This is a genomic window from Stenomitos frigidus ULC18, from assembly GCF_003003795.1.
Classification (GTDB): Bacteria; Cyanobacteriota; Cyanobacteriia; order Leptolyngbyales; family Leptolyngbyaceae; genus Stenomitos; species Stenomitos frigidus_A.
This window is the reverse complement of the sequence record NZ_PVWK01000055.1, coordinates 24,551-39,259: the sequence shown is the minus strand read 5'-3', so window position 1 is coordinate 39,259 and position 14,709 is coordinate 24,551. Positions and strand designations below refer to the sequence as shown.

11 protein-coding genes are annotated in these 14,709 nt (G+C 51.3%); 4 read left to right on the top strand and 7 right to left on the bottom strand.

Annotated elements, in window-relative coordinates:
- Positions 1–105 precede the first annotated feature (105 nt).
- Positions 106–1,038, top strand: coding sequence for a 15-cis-phytoene synthase CrtB (gene crtB, locus C7B82_RS09535; RefSeq protein ID WP_106256064.1), 933 nt, complete (start codon positions 106–108; stop codon positions 1,036–1,038).
- 91 nt (positions 1,039–1,129) lie between these two features.
- Positions 1,130–2,353, top strand: coding sequence for a dual-specificity RNA methyltransferase RlmN (rlmN, locus tag C7B82_RS09530; protein ID WP_106256063.1), 1,224 nt, complete (start codon positions 1,130–1,132; stop codon positions 2,351–2,353).
- Positions 2,354–2,418: 65 nt separating this feature from the next.
- On the opposite strand, the gene C7B82_RS09525 is transcribed toward rlmN, so the two are convergent.
- The 3 genes from C7B82_RS09525 to C7B82_RS09515 form a co-directional block, all read right to left on the bottom strand.
- Positions 2,419–2,598 (bottom strand): replication restart DNA helicase PriA, encoded by a 180-nt coding sequence (locus tag C7B82_RS09525; protein ID WP_106256081.1) that lies wholly within the window; start codon positions 2,596–2,598, stop codon positions 2,419–2,421.
- Between the two features lie 571 nt (positions 2,599–3,169).
- Complete coding sequence (locus C7B82_RS09520; RefSeq protein ID WP_106256062.1) at positions 3,170–3,490, bottom strand: ArsR/SmtB family transcription factor; 321 nt, start codon at positions 3,488–3,490, stop codon at positions 3,170–3,172.
- A 421-nt stretch (positions 3,491–3,911) separates the two neighbouring features.
- Complete coding sequence (locus tag C7B82_RS09515; protein ID WP_106256061.1) at positions 3,912–4,760, bottom strand: ComEC/Rec2 family competence protein; 849 nt, start codon at positions 4,758–4,760, stop codon at positions 3,912–3,914.
- Positions 4,761–5,433: 673 nt separating this feature from the next.
- Between C7B82_RS09515 and C7B82_RS09510 the strand changes: the two genes are divergently transcribed.
- Positions 5,434–7,122, top strand: a complete 1,689-nt coding sequence (locus C7B82_RS09510) for a SulP family inorganic anion transporter (protein WP_245939810.1) — start codon at positions 5,434–5,436, stop codon at positions 7,120–7,122.
- A 327-nt stretch (positions 7,123–7,449) separates the two neighbouring features.
- Positions 7,450–8,508 (top strand): site-specific integrase, encoded by a 1,059-nt coding sequence (locus tag C7B82_RS09505; RefSeq protein ID WP_106256060.1) that lies wholly within the window; start codon positions 7,450–7,452, stop codon positions 8,506–8,508.
- On the opposite strand, the gene C7B82_RS09500 is transcribed toward C7B82_RS09505, so the two are convergent.
- From C7B82_RS09500 to C7B82_RS09485, 4 genes are read right to left on the bottom strand one after another with little or no spacing between them, the layout of a single operon-like run.
- Positions 8,505–8,837, bottom strand: coding sequence for a hypothetical protein (locus C7B82_RS09500; RefSeq protein ID WP_106256059.1), 333 nt, complete (start codon positions 8,835–8,837; stop codon positions 8,505–8,507). The genes C7B82_RS09505 and C7B82_RS09500 overlap by 4 nt on opposite strands.
- The gene (locus C7B82_RS09495; protein ID WP_106256058.1) at positions 8,834–12,604 is read right to left on the bottom strand and encodes a hypothetical protein; all 3,771 of its coding nucleotides are present in this window, start codon (positions 12,602–12,604) and stop codon (positions 8,834–8,836) included. The genes C7B82_RS09500 and C7B82_RS09495 overlap by 4 nt, the downstream gene beginning before the upstream one ends.
- Positions 12,601–14,373: a DEAD/DEAH box helicase gene (locus C7B82_RS09490; protein WP_106256057.1), complete on the bottom strand. Its 1,773-nt coding sequence runs from the start codon at positions 14,371–14,373 to the stop codon at positions 12,601–12,603. Before C7B82_RS09490 ends, C7B82_RS09495 begins: the two co-directional genes overlap by 4 nt.
- Complete coding sequence (locus C7B82_RS09485) at positions 14,370–14,606, bottom strand: hypothetical protein (RefSeq protein WP_106256056.1); 237 nt, start codon at positions 14,604–14,606, stop codon at positions 14,370–14,372. Before C7B82_RS09485 ends, C7B82_RS09490 begins: the two co-directional genes overlap by 4 nt.
- Between the last annotated feature and the right edge of the window lie 103 nt (positions 14,607–14,709).

Below are 14,709 nucleotides of genomic sequence, written 5' to 3'. Positions count from 1 at the left end.
TTACTAGAGCAATCTAAGTAGCGCATGATCTCCCTTTTGTGCGATCGGCTCATCTCCCAATTTGAACCTGCTCCCCTGTCATGTTCGCCAAGCGTGCTCAAGGAAATGCTGAAATTGCCTGATTATTCGTGTGTAAGGACTCTCGCTTCCTTAGACGATGCCTACGAACTCTGTCGTCAAATTACGGCAAAGTACTCGAAAACGTTCTACATGGGCACAATGCTGATGCCCGAGGCAAAACGTCGTGCAATCTGGGCAATTTACGTTTGGTGTCGTCGCACAGACGAGCTGGTGGATGGTCCTCGCGCAAGTTTAACGACACCTGAAACGCTAGACGAGTGGGAAAAGCAGCTAGAATCAGTTTTTTCAGGTCATCCAGTTGAAGACCCAGATGTTGCGTTAGTGGATACGTTGGATCGCTTTCCCATCGATATCCAGCCCTTCCGCGACATGATTGCCGGTCAACGCATGGACTTGCACCGATCGCGCTACGATTCGTTTGAAGAACTAAAGCTTTACTGTTATCGGGTTGCGGGTACCGTTGGTTTGATGACAACGCCAGTCATGGGTGTTGATACGACTCCTCGTAATGCCCCGTGGGATCTCTATCGCAAGGTCAAGACCGATCCGACCGATGAAGCGGTTGCCCTCGGTATCGCTAACCAACTCACCAATATTTTGCGAGATGTTGGCGAAGATGCCAGCCGTGGCAGAATTTATATTCCGCTGGATGAACTGGCGCTGTTCAATTACACCGAAGAAGATTTGTTAAATGGCGTGGTTGACGAGCGCTGGCGAGAACTCATGCGCTTCCAGATCCAACGTGCCCGGAAGTTTTTTGTCTCTGCTGAACGGGGTATTCGTTCACTCAGCCGTGATGCTCGCTTCCCTGTCTGGGCAGCGCTGATGCTCTATAGCGGCATTCTCGATGAGATTGAACGCAATGACTACGATGTGTTTCGCCGTCGAGCCTATGTGCCTAGCGCTCGTAAGCTGACCTGCCTGCCGATCGCTCGCCTAAGAGCAGCCGTACTGTAATTCTGTTAAGTTGAAGTGATGAGTTCTAAGTTTTATTGGCACATTGCAAACTCAAAACTCCAAACTCAAAACTCAAAACTTCCTCTCTCCAATGTCTCTCTCTTTACAAACATCGTCGCCCTTATTGGGAAAATCTCTTGCTGAGTTGACCGAATGGGTGCAGCAGCAGGGACAACGTCCCTATCGAGGTAAGCAACTCCACGAATGGTTGTATCAGAAAGGGGTGCGATCGCTCACAGATATTTCCGTTTTTTCCAAAGAATGGCGCGCTGAGTTGGAGGGCGTTGACATTGGGCGATCAGCCTTACACCATCGGTCTGCTGCTCCAGATGGTACGGTCAAGTTTCTCTTACGCCTTGCCGATGGTCAAATCATTGAAACGGTAGGCATTCCAACATTCAACTGGGATCGAGAGGTAGAAGACAGGAGTCAGGAGTCAGGAGAACAAGCGGGTGAAAGAACCGCATTTCCAACGCCTGACCACTCAGAATCAACCGACTCCCCAACTCAAAACTCAAAACTCAGAATTCAAAACTCTTTAGACCGTCTCACCGTCTGCGTCTCCTCACAGGTTGGCTGTCCGATGGCGTGTGACTTCTGCGCGACCGGCAAGGGCGGGTTTGTGCGCAATTTGACCACGGCAGAGATTGTGGATCAAGTGCTGACCGTGCAAGCCGATTTTCAGCAGCGCGTCAGCAACGTGGTCTTTATGGGCATGGGCGAACCCCTGCTCAACACGGAAAATGTGATCGCTGCTCTACGCTGCCTGAACCAGGATGTGGGCATTGGTCAGCGCACCATGACTGTTTCTACGGTTGGCATTCCCGATCGCATTCGCAAGCTTGCCGCCAGCCAACTCCGTGCCACCCTTGCGGTCAGCCTGCATGCTTCCAATCAAGCCTTACGCGAGAAACTGATTCCCAGTGCGCGACACTATCCGTTAGAAGCGCTGCTCGATGAATGCCGAGAATATGTTCAGCTCACAGGTCGGCGCGTCACCTTTGAGTACATTCTGCTGGCTGGGTTGAATGATTGTCCTGAACACGCGATCGAGCTAGCACATCACCTGCGCGGCTTCCAAAGCCATGTGAACTTGATTCCCTACAACCCCATCTCCGAGGTTGACTACCAACGACCGAGCCCTCAGCGTATTCAAACGTTTGTGAACGCGCTGAAAGCCAAACATATCGTCGTGAGTGTTCGCCAATCGCGTGGACTTGCAGCCGATGCCGCCTGTGGACAGCTACGTGCGTCTGCTGCAAAGAAGCCAGCCACTCATTCAGCTGTCGCTAAAACCCATGAAGCTTCGATCTAGAGTCCAGAGATTTAGACTGCAGCATTTGTAGATCTGCAGCCTAAACCAAACCCTAGAATGGCTGTTCAACGACGGGCATAGATCCCAGGAGCATACGCTTCAATCACTCGACCTGTCTCTGAACACATCACCATTAGATAGTCACAGGCTGAGCATTGAGTTCGGGTCAGTCGATCGGCTTGAAGGTAGTAACGTTCGGCACGACTGCCACAATTTGGGCAATGAATACTTACAACATTAGGCATATCTAAAATAGTGGATGTATTAAGTGTTTTAGAATCTAACGCAGTTTTCGATGCAGTTCGTAACATTAGATTGAATGGCGATCGCCACCCCGCAAAGTTCTAAATTGGTATCAACAAGGTGTATCAAAAGCAACGAAACCAAAGCAGGAATGCGATTACACAACTTCTTTGGCTTGCCACTCCATTATGTTGGTATTTATGCTGATTGGCAATGAGACTCTGGTTAGAGACGGCTTACTTTACACAAGTTCTAGTCAGGGATCAAAGCTTACAGGTTCGTTTTGGGTGCAGTCACACCAATTTGAACTGGTTATAACAACAGCATCAGCTAATTGGTAGCAGAGGTTACAATGCGTTAATCAATCAAGGCGATCGCAAAATTAATAACGTATTAGTAATGATCAAACTGGTCGGCGGTAAGGCTGTTAGCTGAAGTCTTGGGACGACAAGCGACGGGTATCGTTAGCGGCAGAGGGTTACCACGAGAACTTAAGCCGTGGCTATGACCAGCAGCACCAACAGGGATAAGAATATTAATCAAAACCAGCTCTAATGCAGTCGTGAGACAGTTTTATGCCAACTTTTCCAGAGCATCTCGTACATCGACTAAATGGTTGTTAAAGACCTCTAAAGCAGCATCCAGAATTTTGAAAATAGCAGGGTCGCGGATGGAGTAAAAGACAAAGTTACCCTGCTTGCGGCTGCTAACCAGATTCCGGCTCCGTAGCACTGCTAGCTGCTGGGATATCGACGATGGTTCTATTTCCAACCATTCCGCTAGATCATTCACGCTACGTTCTCCTGTTCGTAGAGCATCAAGAATCTGAATCCGTACCGGATTAGACAACACCTTGAACAGATCAGCTTTGAAAGAGCTGGGTTTTAAGGACATTTGAGTATCTGCGAATCTTCAGAGCTTTTCAGCTAAATTAACATTCGAGTGTTTGCCCACGCAAGGAATGAGCAGACTTACAGCCGTTTGCAAATGGGTCAGCCACGGTGCGTAAAGCCTTGCGGCATACAAGAAACGCGGAGCGAGTGCTTTGCACTTACAGCTTGTTCGCAGGCGTGAGCGAGCCGCTCACACTAAGTTGATGTGGCTTATTCAAATGAAAATTGCTGTAAAGAGACGTTGCCTTGCTCGGCGCTACGTTTTTGAGGGATGAATTTCGTAGGGGCGTCGCGCGCTTCTTGTATGCCGCAGGCTATAACGCTCCTATCATACAGGCAGGCATTCACAAAGCATCCATTCAGCCATGCCCCTTACTCATCAGCCTTCAATCGTCTGTTCCTTTCATCAGGGGCCTGAGGCATCATCGCCAGGACGGTTGTACTTTTGGTTGGGTGCTCACACGACAGGCCGCATCTAAATACTTAGTGATGGTAATCGCGCCATCTTCATGAGTGGTCAGCAGTGGTTTCTCGCTCATATTAAACCGAGAGGCTTTGACATGGCTTTCGTAACGGCGCAACAATTGAGGCGACAATGCTTGTTCTGCCTGATTCGAGATGATGATGACTTCAGGCGAGCAGACGTTAAAGACATCGGAGCAGTAGCCTTCTTCCCGCCCGTGATCGGCAGCAATAAAAGCATTGACTTTTTTCAGGCGATCGCGAAAATCATGGCACTGGAGGAGCGCCTGCCAGCCTTCAACTTCTAGATCGCCCGGAAAGATAACGTGCAGATCGCGATAGGAGAGAAACGTGACCAAACTTAAGTTATGGACATTTTGACAGTCTGGATATTGGTTCCAGAAAAAGGTCATTTTGATGTCGTTAAGCGTCATACTATGACTGATTTGGCTGCACTCTGGATGAGCCTTAACCGTCATTGAGAGCACATTATTAAAATGTTGCATCGGCAACGTTAACCCAGGAAAATGTGTTGCATCCAGTGAGGGGTTTGCGATCAAAAAGTTGACTGGCAAGCCATGCTCGAAACATTGGTCTAGCAGAGCCGTGATACCGGCTAAATGACCTTGAGAATAAGTTGGCAGAATGACTCCATCAAGGAAACGATGCCGTTGTTGAAAAATGTGTTGTGCCGGACGAAACCCTGTGCGAACGTTATAGCCGCAGTCCAGCAGAATGGTGTGTCGATCGCCGGTGTCGATAGCGGCACAGAACCCGTGATCAACGTCAAAAATCTTGATATCTAACATCTTTATTTACTCCAAGTGAAAAGGCACCAGGTTGTTCTTTAATTGCTCAGCGAAGACCCATTAATTGTTAGTAGGTCAAAATCAAAAACTGGAGGCGTAGTCGAGTGATGTAGTGTGGCGTTCATCTATGTCGCGATCGACATAAAAGTAATGATCTATCTCACAACGTTGGCTCCTTACCACTGTCGTTTAGCGATCAGCGTGAGAGTCTGAACAGACGCGCTTTTTGAGCATGAAATGATGACGGCCAACACACCAGAAGAGAGGGAGGAGTGGCGCATCGTTTGCCCTATTGTGCTGACTACGAGTGATGCCGATTGAACCAAGCAGTCAGAGCGCAATGGACAGTAACCGGCCAAGAAACCAAAGCTTAGAGATCAGGGCAATGACAACTAGAAGGATGAAATCTGCTTACTTTGGTTACTACTTGCCACACCTTAGCACAAATGTTAAGCTATATGCAAGACTTTGAATATTCCAAGATACAAATTTAATGAGTTTCAAAGATTTATAGATGTGGATGTGCGCCTCGAATTCACTGCTTTCAAGCTCACTGCACTCAAGCCCAGAGCGCTTCAAAACACCGTCCTGTCTAACGTGAGTGCCATTTCTAGAGAGTCTGCGGTGTGAAGAGCGTAGACTCAGTGCCATCGATTGCAACGAAGGAGGTTCTTTGAACCCAACAACAGGATTAAACAGTATCAGCGATGCTTTGCGTGCTTGGGTAGGGCGTACGTTTGCTCATTGGCAGGGAGACTTAACCGGAGGGTTGACTGCTGCTGTGGTTGCCTTGCCGCTTGCTTTAGCCTTTGCCGTTGCGAGTGGAGTTGATCCGAAGGCGGGGCTATATACAGCGATCGTGGCGGGCATTGTTGCAGCTGTCTTCGGGGGCTCTCCCGTACAGATTACAGGCCCGACTGGAGCAATGGCAGTCATTCTGGTGGGGATTGTTGCCAAATATGGCATTGAGAAGGTGTGGATTGCCGGAGTGATGGCGGGCATCATTCAGGTTGCTTTGGGCGTTGCCAACCTGGGGCGCTTAGTTAAATTCATTCCTTATCCAGTCACCGCAGGCTTTACGAATGGCATTGCCGTCATTATTTTTGGCGGGCAATTGAACAACTTTTTGGGATTGCAATTACCGCGTAGTGACCATTTTCTGTCCGGTTTGTGGCAAACCTTGACACATCTGGAACTGTGGAATGGGGCGGCGATAGCGCTAGCCGTTGTTGTGATTGTCATCAAGCTCTTTTGGGCACGCGTGACAACCGCCATACCGGGTTCCTTGGTGGGTTTGGTGACAGCAACAGCGATCGCCACTTTCTTTCACCTGCATGTGCCCACTATTGGCTCCATTCCACAAGCCTTACCGATGCCCCAGTCAATTCCCCATTGGAACGACTTTGGTCTCATTCGAGAGCTGATCAATCCGGCAGTAGCGTTGGCGGCACTAGGCAGTATTGAATCATTGCTTTCGGCGGTAGTAGCGGATGGGATGACCGTCAGTGAAAAGCACAACAGCGATCGCGAGTTGATTGGGCAGGGCTTAGCCAATATCGTCGTACCCTTCTTCGGTGGTATTCCAGCAACAGGGGCGATCGCTCGGACAGCCGTAAATGTGCGATCGGGCGGCAAGACCCGCCTGTCTGGAGTGGTTCACGGGGTAGCACTTGCCATAATTGTGCTCACTCTGGCACCGTTGGCCGCTCAAGTGCCGCTGGCTGCACTGGCTGGTATCCTGATGGTGACGAGTGTGCGGATGATTGAGTGGGACGCGATCGGGTTGCTGCTGCGGGCGACCTACGCTGATTTCTCAGTCATGATGCTCACCTGGATGGTGACTCTTTTCTTTGACCTGGTGCTGGCAGTAGAAGTGGGTTTAATTGCAGCTGGTGCCTTATTCATCAAGCGGATGAGCGAACTGAGTTTGGGTAAAGTGCCTGAAACAGAAGTCTTTCCACCCGGTGTGCCGCTAGAGTTAACGAAGCAAATAGCTGTTTACCGGGTAGATGGTCCCGTGTTTTTTGGAGCGGCTGAGCGCTTTGTGACGTTTCTGCGAGATGAGCCTGAAGTCAAGTATCTGATTTTGCGACTACGGTATGTGCCGAACATGGACACTACAGGGTTAGTGGCGCTAGAAGATATCTATCAAGACCTGGAGCGACGTCATTGTCGCTTACTGCTTAGTGGGTTACAGCCCGAAGTCCAAACCCTTCTGGAGCGCAGTGGTTTGCTCGACAAAATTGGACGTGAACATTGCTTTGAAACCACAGATGCTGCCATTTGTGCGTTAAATCCTGCTTTAGCGGTCTGCCAACGAGGAGATGCTGCCAATCTGAGCTCGAACGAATGGGTTGCTTGAGGGCTCAAAACCCAAACAGAAAAGCGGCCTGTTACCAGTAAAAGTAAACGCCCTCACGCTGAAACAAGCCGCTTTCATCTCTGTATAATCTCTACTTGGTGCAATCTTTATCTGATTGAGCAAGCTGTTGTTATTTGGCGATCGGGATGACAGGATTCGAACCTGCGGCATCCTGCTCCCAAAGCAGTAGTACTGAATTACCAAAAACAGCGCTAGACTAGGCAGGATAAGGGCTATCGGCGCTGTTGGCAGGGTGGTTGATCATCCTGAAACATGTTGTAACACCCTCAAACGGACACAAATTAAGGGCTGATTTAGGGCTGAAGCATGGATGAAATAGAGCGGGTAAACGATCGCTTAAAAGCTGCAAATGTCCCAGTACGTGTGCGGTTGAAGGGGAAGAACCTGGCACTACGTGCCACACTGCCTAAGAAGCCCGGAGATGGTATCGGCCGGAAGCAATATGACATCAGCTTACTGATGCCAGCGACTAAGGACGGTTTAAAGCGGTCTGAACGAGAAGCGCATAAGCTCGCCCAAAACTTAGCTGAGGGGTCTTTTGATTGGAAACTCTACACAGGGTCCCAGCATGACCCGCAAGCGAAACCGATCGCCCAGCTAGTGGACGAGTTTAAGGATGAGTATTGCCGCACTCACCGCATTCAAGATGCGACCTGGCGTAATACTTGGGCCGGGACGTTTCGCAAACTCCCCATAAATGAGTCAATCAGTGAAGCATTGCTGCTGGCAGCCGTTCTATCAACAGAGCAAGATAGTCGCAATCGCGAGCTTACCTGTCAACGGCTGCAACGGTTCGCCGCCTTTGCAGGGTTACAAGTAGACCTGAGCAGTTACAGTGGCGCTTATGAGCCAGAGCCGCGTGACATTCCAACCGATGAAGCGATCGTAGAATGGCGCGATCGTATTCCTAACCAGAGCTGGCAGTGGGTGTATGGCATGTTAGCAACGTTTGGCTTAAGACCACATGAAGCCTTTGCCTGCGAGTTTATGGATCCGCTGACACTGAAGGTGCATCAGGATACGAAAACCGGAGGCCGTATCACTCGCGCCATACTGCCAGAGTGGGCTAAACAGTGGCAGCTAATTGAGGTGAAGTGCCCAAACACGCGCAGTAAAAGCATCAAAGGCCGTGGTGGGTTGGTGAGCCGTCAGTTTGGTAGTGAACGATATAACCTCCCCTTTGTCCCCTACGATTTGCGTCATGCCTGGGCGGTGCGGGCATCGGTTGCGAAGGGGTTACCCGTCAGCACTGCCGCTGCAATGATGGGGCACAGTGTCACCACACATACCCGTGTCTATCATCGCTGGTTGAGCGATGCCCAAAATGAGCGCGTTTATCGATCGCTGATTCTGGGCGAGGGTTAACCAACGGCTCGGATCTTACGAAAGTGTCGCTGTAAAGCTTTTCTGCAACTGGGGATGTGATATTCCCACGTCGGGCGATCGCCCTTGCTGACGTTGCGAATTTCACCTTTAGCCTCGCTGAAGGCTCCATCAAGGCGCAGTCGCTGGAGATGCTTCGGGTTCTTCACGCCTTCATTTTGGAGTGCTGTTGCTGCGACGTTGGGATCAGCCCATCCTTCAATATGGGCAGGAGTGCCAGCAATGTAGTCGCGAAGCTGTCGCACCTCAGATTTAAGCTGGGCCATTTCGAGCAGCATTTGGGCAAGCATCTTTTCGGCGTCTTGAGTCATGATGCCAAGTCCTCCAAAGCCGGTAGTGCTGCCTGTAGCGCTCTCTGAGGAATGATCTGCCTAATCGCCGATCGTGCTTCCTCGCAATCAGCGGCATCCCACATTTGCCGAATATTGTCCAATTCTTCTTTGGAAAACCAAGAAGGCGGGGCATGTCCAGAAGTAGGTTCACCGCTGGGATCAGAAGAATGCCCGTAGTCGCAGTTAGCCTCTGCTCTGACGGTATGAGACGGCTCTTTCTGCTTTTCCTCACATCTGCTCAAAAATCTCTCTGTGAGAGCTTTAAGGATAATCTCGCGATCGATGTCCTCCCGATTGGTGATGGTGTACTGGCACTCGCGATCGCCTCGCTTACCCTTACGGCTAACTTGATCAGCCTCGTAGCCCAACTTGCGAAGCAGCTTGTTAACGGTTTGAGTTGGGGTATGTTTTGGCGTGATGGTGAGCCGCAAATAGCGACGAAACTGACGTGCATGGAGCAAGGCCCACTCATGAACCGCGATCGCTTCTGGGGTCGCACTGTCCCACTCCAACACATTGCCATCAATAAAAGGATGCAGCGGGCATTCGTGCAGTAGTTTTGCCTTACCTGCAACAACTGATAAGCGATGCACAACGACAAACTGGTTACGCTTCGCAGCGGTGCTGACTTGATACAGCCAGTCCCATCGGTTGATCTGCTGAGCCGCTTCAGGATGCTGTGACAGCCAAAGCATCTCTGTCGTCTTCAAAAAGCGCCCTCGTTTGGCGATGACTGCCTTGAGAGCAAAGTCCACATCGCTAAGCGGTGCACCAGGCAACTTGTCTTCTAGCAGGCATTTCTTGGCTGCTAACCGCTGCGCGCGCGTTGAACTTGTATCGTTAAGGGTGCTACGAGCTAGAGATGGTGTTAGGTGTGACGTGTCAGCTTCTGCCCACTCCATCGCTTTTTCTCGGTCGAGCTGCTCTAGAACTGCCTCCCAATCATCCGCAATGTGGTCTATTCTGCCCAGAACCTGCTGTGTAACCTCGTGCCCCTGGTTCTCCCAAATCGCCATCAAGTTGTCACGCAAAGCAGTTTTGCCGTAGGCTTCTCGTGCTTTGTAACGACTGTAATGGCGTAAGTAAAAACCTAGATCCGTGGTGTGGTCGTTCCATTGCTCATCTAGCCGCTGCCATTCCTGGACTAAATCAATATCATCCTGCTGGCGCTCAGCATGACTGGCAAAATCGATCAGCTTGGCGATGCCGTTTTTGTTGCGCCGCAAGTCGCGCAGAATAAGGTCTGGACGAGAACCGCTGTAAAGATCATCCTCAGTTGCAGCACGTTCGCAGATATAGCCAAAGCGAGGCACATCAGTACGTAGTCGATCGCAGAGTTGCTTCGCTTCACGCGGCTCCAAGTGAGTAAAGTGGAATGCCATCCCACTGAAGTAGCCCTTATCATCGTCAATGCTGACACCACTTCCCATTGTTGGGCTATAGCCAAATACCCTGGGGCGACGTTCGTAAAGCCACTCAGTCGGGTTTTTGATGCACTTGTGCGCCCAGTCTTCCTGTGAGTTTTCGGAGGTGATGAAGACGCAATCAAAGCCCTGATCTTGCAGCCAGCGCTCGATTTTTGCGAGCCATCGTTGAGAGTCGCTAGTGACAACCAGGTTTTCACCCTTATCCAGGCGAATTAAAATCTCCTCGCCTGTAATCGAGGGAGAGTCGTAAACATAGTAGCTGCGCGGATTGGTGACTTGCCTGGTGAACTTTAAGTGCTCTACCACCTCTAGCCCAGAAGCCTCTCGAACAAAGTCAAGCTCCAGGTTCGTTAAACCATCCTCAGAAAGAACGATCCAGCCGCCCCGCATTGCGACTTCTCGAAATAGCTGGCGAGTCCGTTCAATCACGAAAGCATGGTAGTTCTTGCAGGTATCGCCGTAGGTAACTTGCTTAAACGCCTGCCCTGCCTCATCAACCACAATCAACGGTGGATGATTTGGTAAATTCTCTGGACTGATTAGCCCGATCGATTCAAAGCAGGAAGTGCCTCTAAACCGCCCTTTATCCCTAGCAAAATCAGCCGTCGATCGATGGGGAAGTCCTAAAGTGTTGCCTGATTGCAGTCCGAGCAAGTTGCGGGGAGTAAAGAGCCACTCCAAACCCAGTGGGTAGCGCTTGCGATGCTGCCCTACCAGGTCCTTTAAAGCGGTGGCTGTTTTACCAACGCCCATTGTCCCATCGACCAGAATAATCCCTGGTTTGTCCGGTAACCGCATTAACCCTTTGGGTATGTATCGACCAGTCTCCCGAATCGTAGGCTCGACCCTTAAGCCGTTTAGCTCTGCCTGAATGCGCTCAGTTTCTTCCCTCCAGCGATCGCGCCGTCGTTGCTCTGCCTCTTCCTGTGCCTGTTTGCGATCTTCGCTTTCCAGAGACTCTAGAAGTTCTAGATCGCCCTCAAACTCAGCCGTATAGACAGCACCAGGCTTCCGTTTTTGATGCGTGTGCAGTTCGACAACGTTCGCTGGTTTCGATTGCTGTGGATGCCATACAGGAGGCTCTACGCCATGCGACGACAGAAAGGCTTTCGCTTGCTCGACGTACTCTTTGCCGCGTGGGAAAGGGGCACCTTTGCCATAGGTGGCATAGCGCCAATAGGTGAAGGCATCGATCCGCTTTTCGTTCGTACAGGCAGGGCAAACATAGCCCCAGGTGCCTTTCTTCCCACTGATATAGGCAGAGGTGCCAGAGGTTGAATCATGCCAATGGCAGCGCCCTCTAGCGTGTTCACCGCTCGGTTCAAACTGCCAGTTGTGGTTATATAGCTCGAAAGCATCTTTACCCAAGCGATCGCACGTTTCTTTAACCGCATCACTCAGGCTAGTGTCTTCTGATCTACCTTCTGCCTGCCAGCGCTGTTTGCGTTGCTCACGCCGTTGCTGCCGTTCGGCTTCTGCTTGGGCTTTGGCTGCCTCATAGCCAGCTTGACCAACTTCTAAGGCAGCTTTAACCAGCGCTGCTTTTTCGGCTTCCCCATGCCCCTTGTGATTGGGGAAAATGGGACAGAGAACTTCTTTCCACCAAATGTCCGAGATGGTTTCAGGGAATGCCCAGCCTTGATAAGCAAACCAGCGGCGGAACCCTGCGACGAGTTCCTCGTAGGTGTAGCGATCGCTGCTGTAGCTCAGTAACCGTTGCTCTGCATTTTTCTCCTTGCGATAAAACCCAGCAATCCGCATGGGTTGATGCAAACGCTCGGTGACGGGATCTGACATGAAGGCGACGATCGCCAGTCGTCTCAGGTAGTTTGCTTGCTCCAGTGGTAAATGCTGATCCGCTTTGATATGCGCGTGGATTGACCTCCCACCACTAGACAAAAGCGAAGCGTAATTTATACGAGCGACCTGATTGAGCAACTCATACTTGCCCAACTGATCCTCAGTGGACAAGGAATCCATCTCAATGCCAATGTCATCGGTTGAGTCAACGCAGCCAGTCACAGGCAAGCCAATCGGCTGTGTGGGGTTGTAGAATACTCCCCCCTCTTCAGTCTGGCTTTTCTCTCTGAGGAACTCAAAAGCTGTCCCGACCAGCTTGCCACGTTTGCGATCCTTGCCTTGCCCAACAGTTTCCCATAGAAGGAAGCGCCCTGATTTGCTGAAGTTGCCAACATAGAATTTGTTGTGCCCAAGCTTGAACCAGATTTCGCTATTCCCGTCTTTGGGCTGTAGGGTGCTGATCTGGGCTTTGAACGCTTCTTTGTCGCTAAGACCTTGTGGGATTAAGGAAGTGTTCATTTGACCACCTCCCGCGCATCTGACAGAGCCAGGTTTAACTGCTGCTGCAAGGCTTCCAGGTCAACCCCTACAACTTTGTCAGGATCGAGTGCTTCAGCCTTGGCTGCATACGCCGCTTTGACCGTCTCCCAGGAGGCATTGCGATCGACTCCCAGCGTTTCATACCAGGGCGTGATCTGCGTATCGAGTTCACCGAACTCCAGCGTCAGGTGATGCGCGACCCATTGCCTTGCCCAGCGGTTTTCCTTGTTGCAGAACCGAAACAGGTAATCGACAAACTCAGCTTTCCGCTTCTGGCTGTAGCGATCGGTCAAGATCGCGTGTCGCAGCCAGTCTCCCGGTGGGTTGTGCCCGAAGACCGTGACAAACTGTTCGATCGCCCAATCGGGTGAACGGTTGGCTTGATAGGCTTCTTTGCGCCACTCCCGCAGTTGCTTAATTTTTTGCCGCGTCAGCGTATCAGCAAACTCGTTTAGTTGAGCCAGGACAAGATCGCCCTGTTCGACGACGATCGCTGACTCCTGACTAAATTCAAACTGGCAGTGCGGGCAAATTTGGGCAAACTGTGGGACTTCAGCTTTGCAATTTGGGCATGTCTTTGTGGGTGCGGGAACGTCGTCTCGCGCTGGCTGCGAAATGTCGTAATCCTGGTAGCCCATCGGATTACCGAAGCGCTTCAGGTTGCCGCCAAAGTCGAGTAACAGGTAGTCTGTCTTGCCAGGGTGCGGACGGCTCCCTCTACCAGCGGTTTGCTGGAACAATGCCCGTGATTTTGTGGCTCGAACATACAGAATCGCGCTAATGGCTGGCAGGTCGAAGCCAGCGGTCAGGCAACCGACCGAGCAGATCACTTGGGTGATACCCCGACGAACACGCTCAAAGATTGCCTCGCGTTCTTCCTTCGTTGTGGAGCCAACAATCAGCTCTGCTGCTATGCCATTTTTGTTAAACCATTCACAGGTCTTTCGAGCTTGCTCAACCGTTGCCCCCACCATCAGCGTGGCGCAACCGTTGCACAGCCGCCGCCATTCACTCAGAATGTGGTCTAGAGCCTCGTCTCGACAAGCTTGATCGGCAACATCGGTATCGACAAACTCGCCTTGTCTGACTCGTAGCGTCTCCAGATCGAGGACTCCGCCGATCGTGAAGCCACGACAGGGAAGAGCGCCGCCCAGCTTGATAATTTCTGGCGGTTGTGGTCCTTCGACTAAGCCACTAAACTTTTGCCCCAACCATTCTTTCTTAGAGAGTCGCCAGGGTGTAGCCGTCAGCCCGATCCGAATCGCCTTCGGGAACGCAGTCTCAATATCACCGTAGGTAGTGTGGAAGGCTGCGACGTGCGCTTCGTCCACCATCACCAGGTCAACACAACCCAGGATTGCACCTAACGGCTTGCCCTTTCTGATCTGTGATCCGATCGTCTGAAGTGACGCGACAATTACGGGTGCTGCTTCGTCCACCGGGCGATCGCCCTGAAGGATAGTGCAATGCACTCCCAGTTTTTTTAGCGTCTTGTCGGTCTGTTCGAGCAGGACGGTAAGCGGTACCAAAAAGACACAGCGCCGCCCTTTAGTAACAGCGTCTCGCATCATCCAGGAGGCGATTACGGTCTTACCCGCGCCCATTACTGCGACGATTAGAACGCTAGTGGAACCTTCCCGCACTAGCCCGTAGGTTTTGCCGACAATCTTCTGCTGGTAGTCTCGAAGCTTAATTGCTGGTGCGACCTGCAATGGGGCGTTCGCTGTCTGTGTAGCAGTGGAGGTCATGCCGCCTCCTTCACCGATCGATTCTGAGAGGCTTGAGCGTTTTGCTCGGTTGCCCGACTTTGGGCTTCAATTCGCTGCCAGCGGCGCAACAATCGTTTTTGCTGGTTACCGAGAAATCCGCCTGACTGCTGTCTTTGCAGTAGGGTCTGAGCCTGTTTTCGGAGTCGAGAGCGGTAGTGAGGGGACGGCTTAGGGGCTGTTACACCCCGTGGTTTATCAGTTATGATTTCCATAGCAAAGCTACCCACTGCACAGGTGGGTTCCAATGTTGCCTGAAGGCGATCGCTGAACCGGAGTTGGTAGCCCTGGGGTCAGAGGTCGCTTTTTGATTTACCG

What these genes read in the sequence shown, in the direction of transcription:
- crtB (WP_106256064.1), top strand. Translation starts at nt 106, where the DNA reads ATGCTGAAATTGCCTGATTATTCGTGTGTAAGGACTCTCGCTTCCTTA.
- rlmN (WP_106256063.1), top strand. Translation starts at nt 1,130, where the DNA reads ATGTCTCTCTCTTTACAAACATCGTCGCCCTTATTGGGAAAATCTCTT.
- C7B82_RS09525 (WP_106256081.1), bottom strand. Translation starts at nt 2,598, where the DNA reads ATGCCTAATGTTGTAAGTATTCATTGCCCAAATTGTGGCAGTCGTGCC.
- C7B82_RS09520 (WP_106256062.1), bottom strand. Translation starts at nt 3,490, where the DNA reads ATGTCCTTAAAACCCAGCTCTTTCAAAGCTGATCTGTTCAAGGTGTTG.
- C7B82_RS09515 (WP_106256061.1), bottom strand. Translation starts at nt 4,760, where the DNA reads ATGTTAGATATCAAGATTTTTGACGTTGATCACGGGTTCTGTGCCGCT.
- C7B82_RS09505 (WP_106256060.1), top strand. Translation starts at nt 7,450, where the DNA reads ATGGATGAAATAGAGCGGGTAAACGATCGCTTAAAAGCTGCAAATGTC.
- C7B82_RS09500 (WP_106256059.1), bottom strand. Translation starts at nt 8,837, where the DNA reads ATGACTCAAGACGCCGAAAAGATGCTTGCCCAAATGCTGCTCGAAATG.
- C7B82_RS09495 (WP_106256058.1), bottom strand. Translation starts at nt 12,604, where the DNA reads ATGAACACTTCCTTAATCCCACAAGGTCTTAGCGACAAAGAAGCGTTC.
- C7B82_RS09490 (WP_106256057.1), bottom strand. Translation starts at nt 14,373, where the DNA reads ATGACCTCCACTGCTACACAGACAGCGAACGCCCCATTGCAGGTCGCA.
- C7B82_RS09485 (WP_106256056.1), bottom strand. Translation starts at nt 14,606, where the DNA reads ATGGAAATCATAACTGATAAACCACGGGGTGTAACAGCCCCTAAGCCG.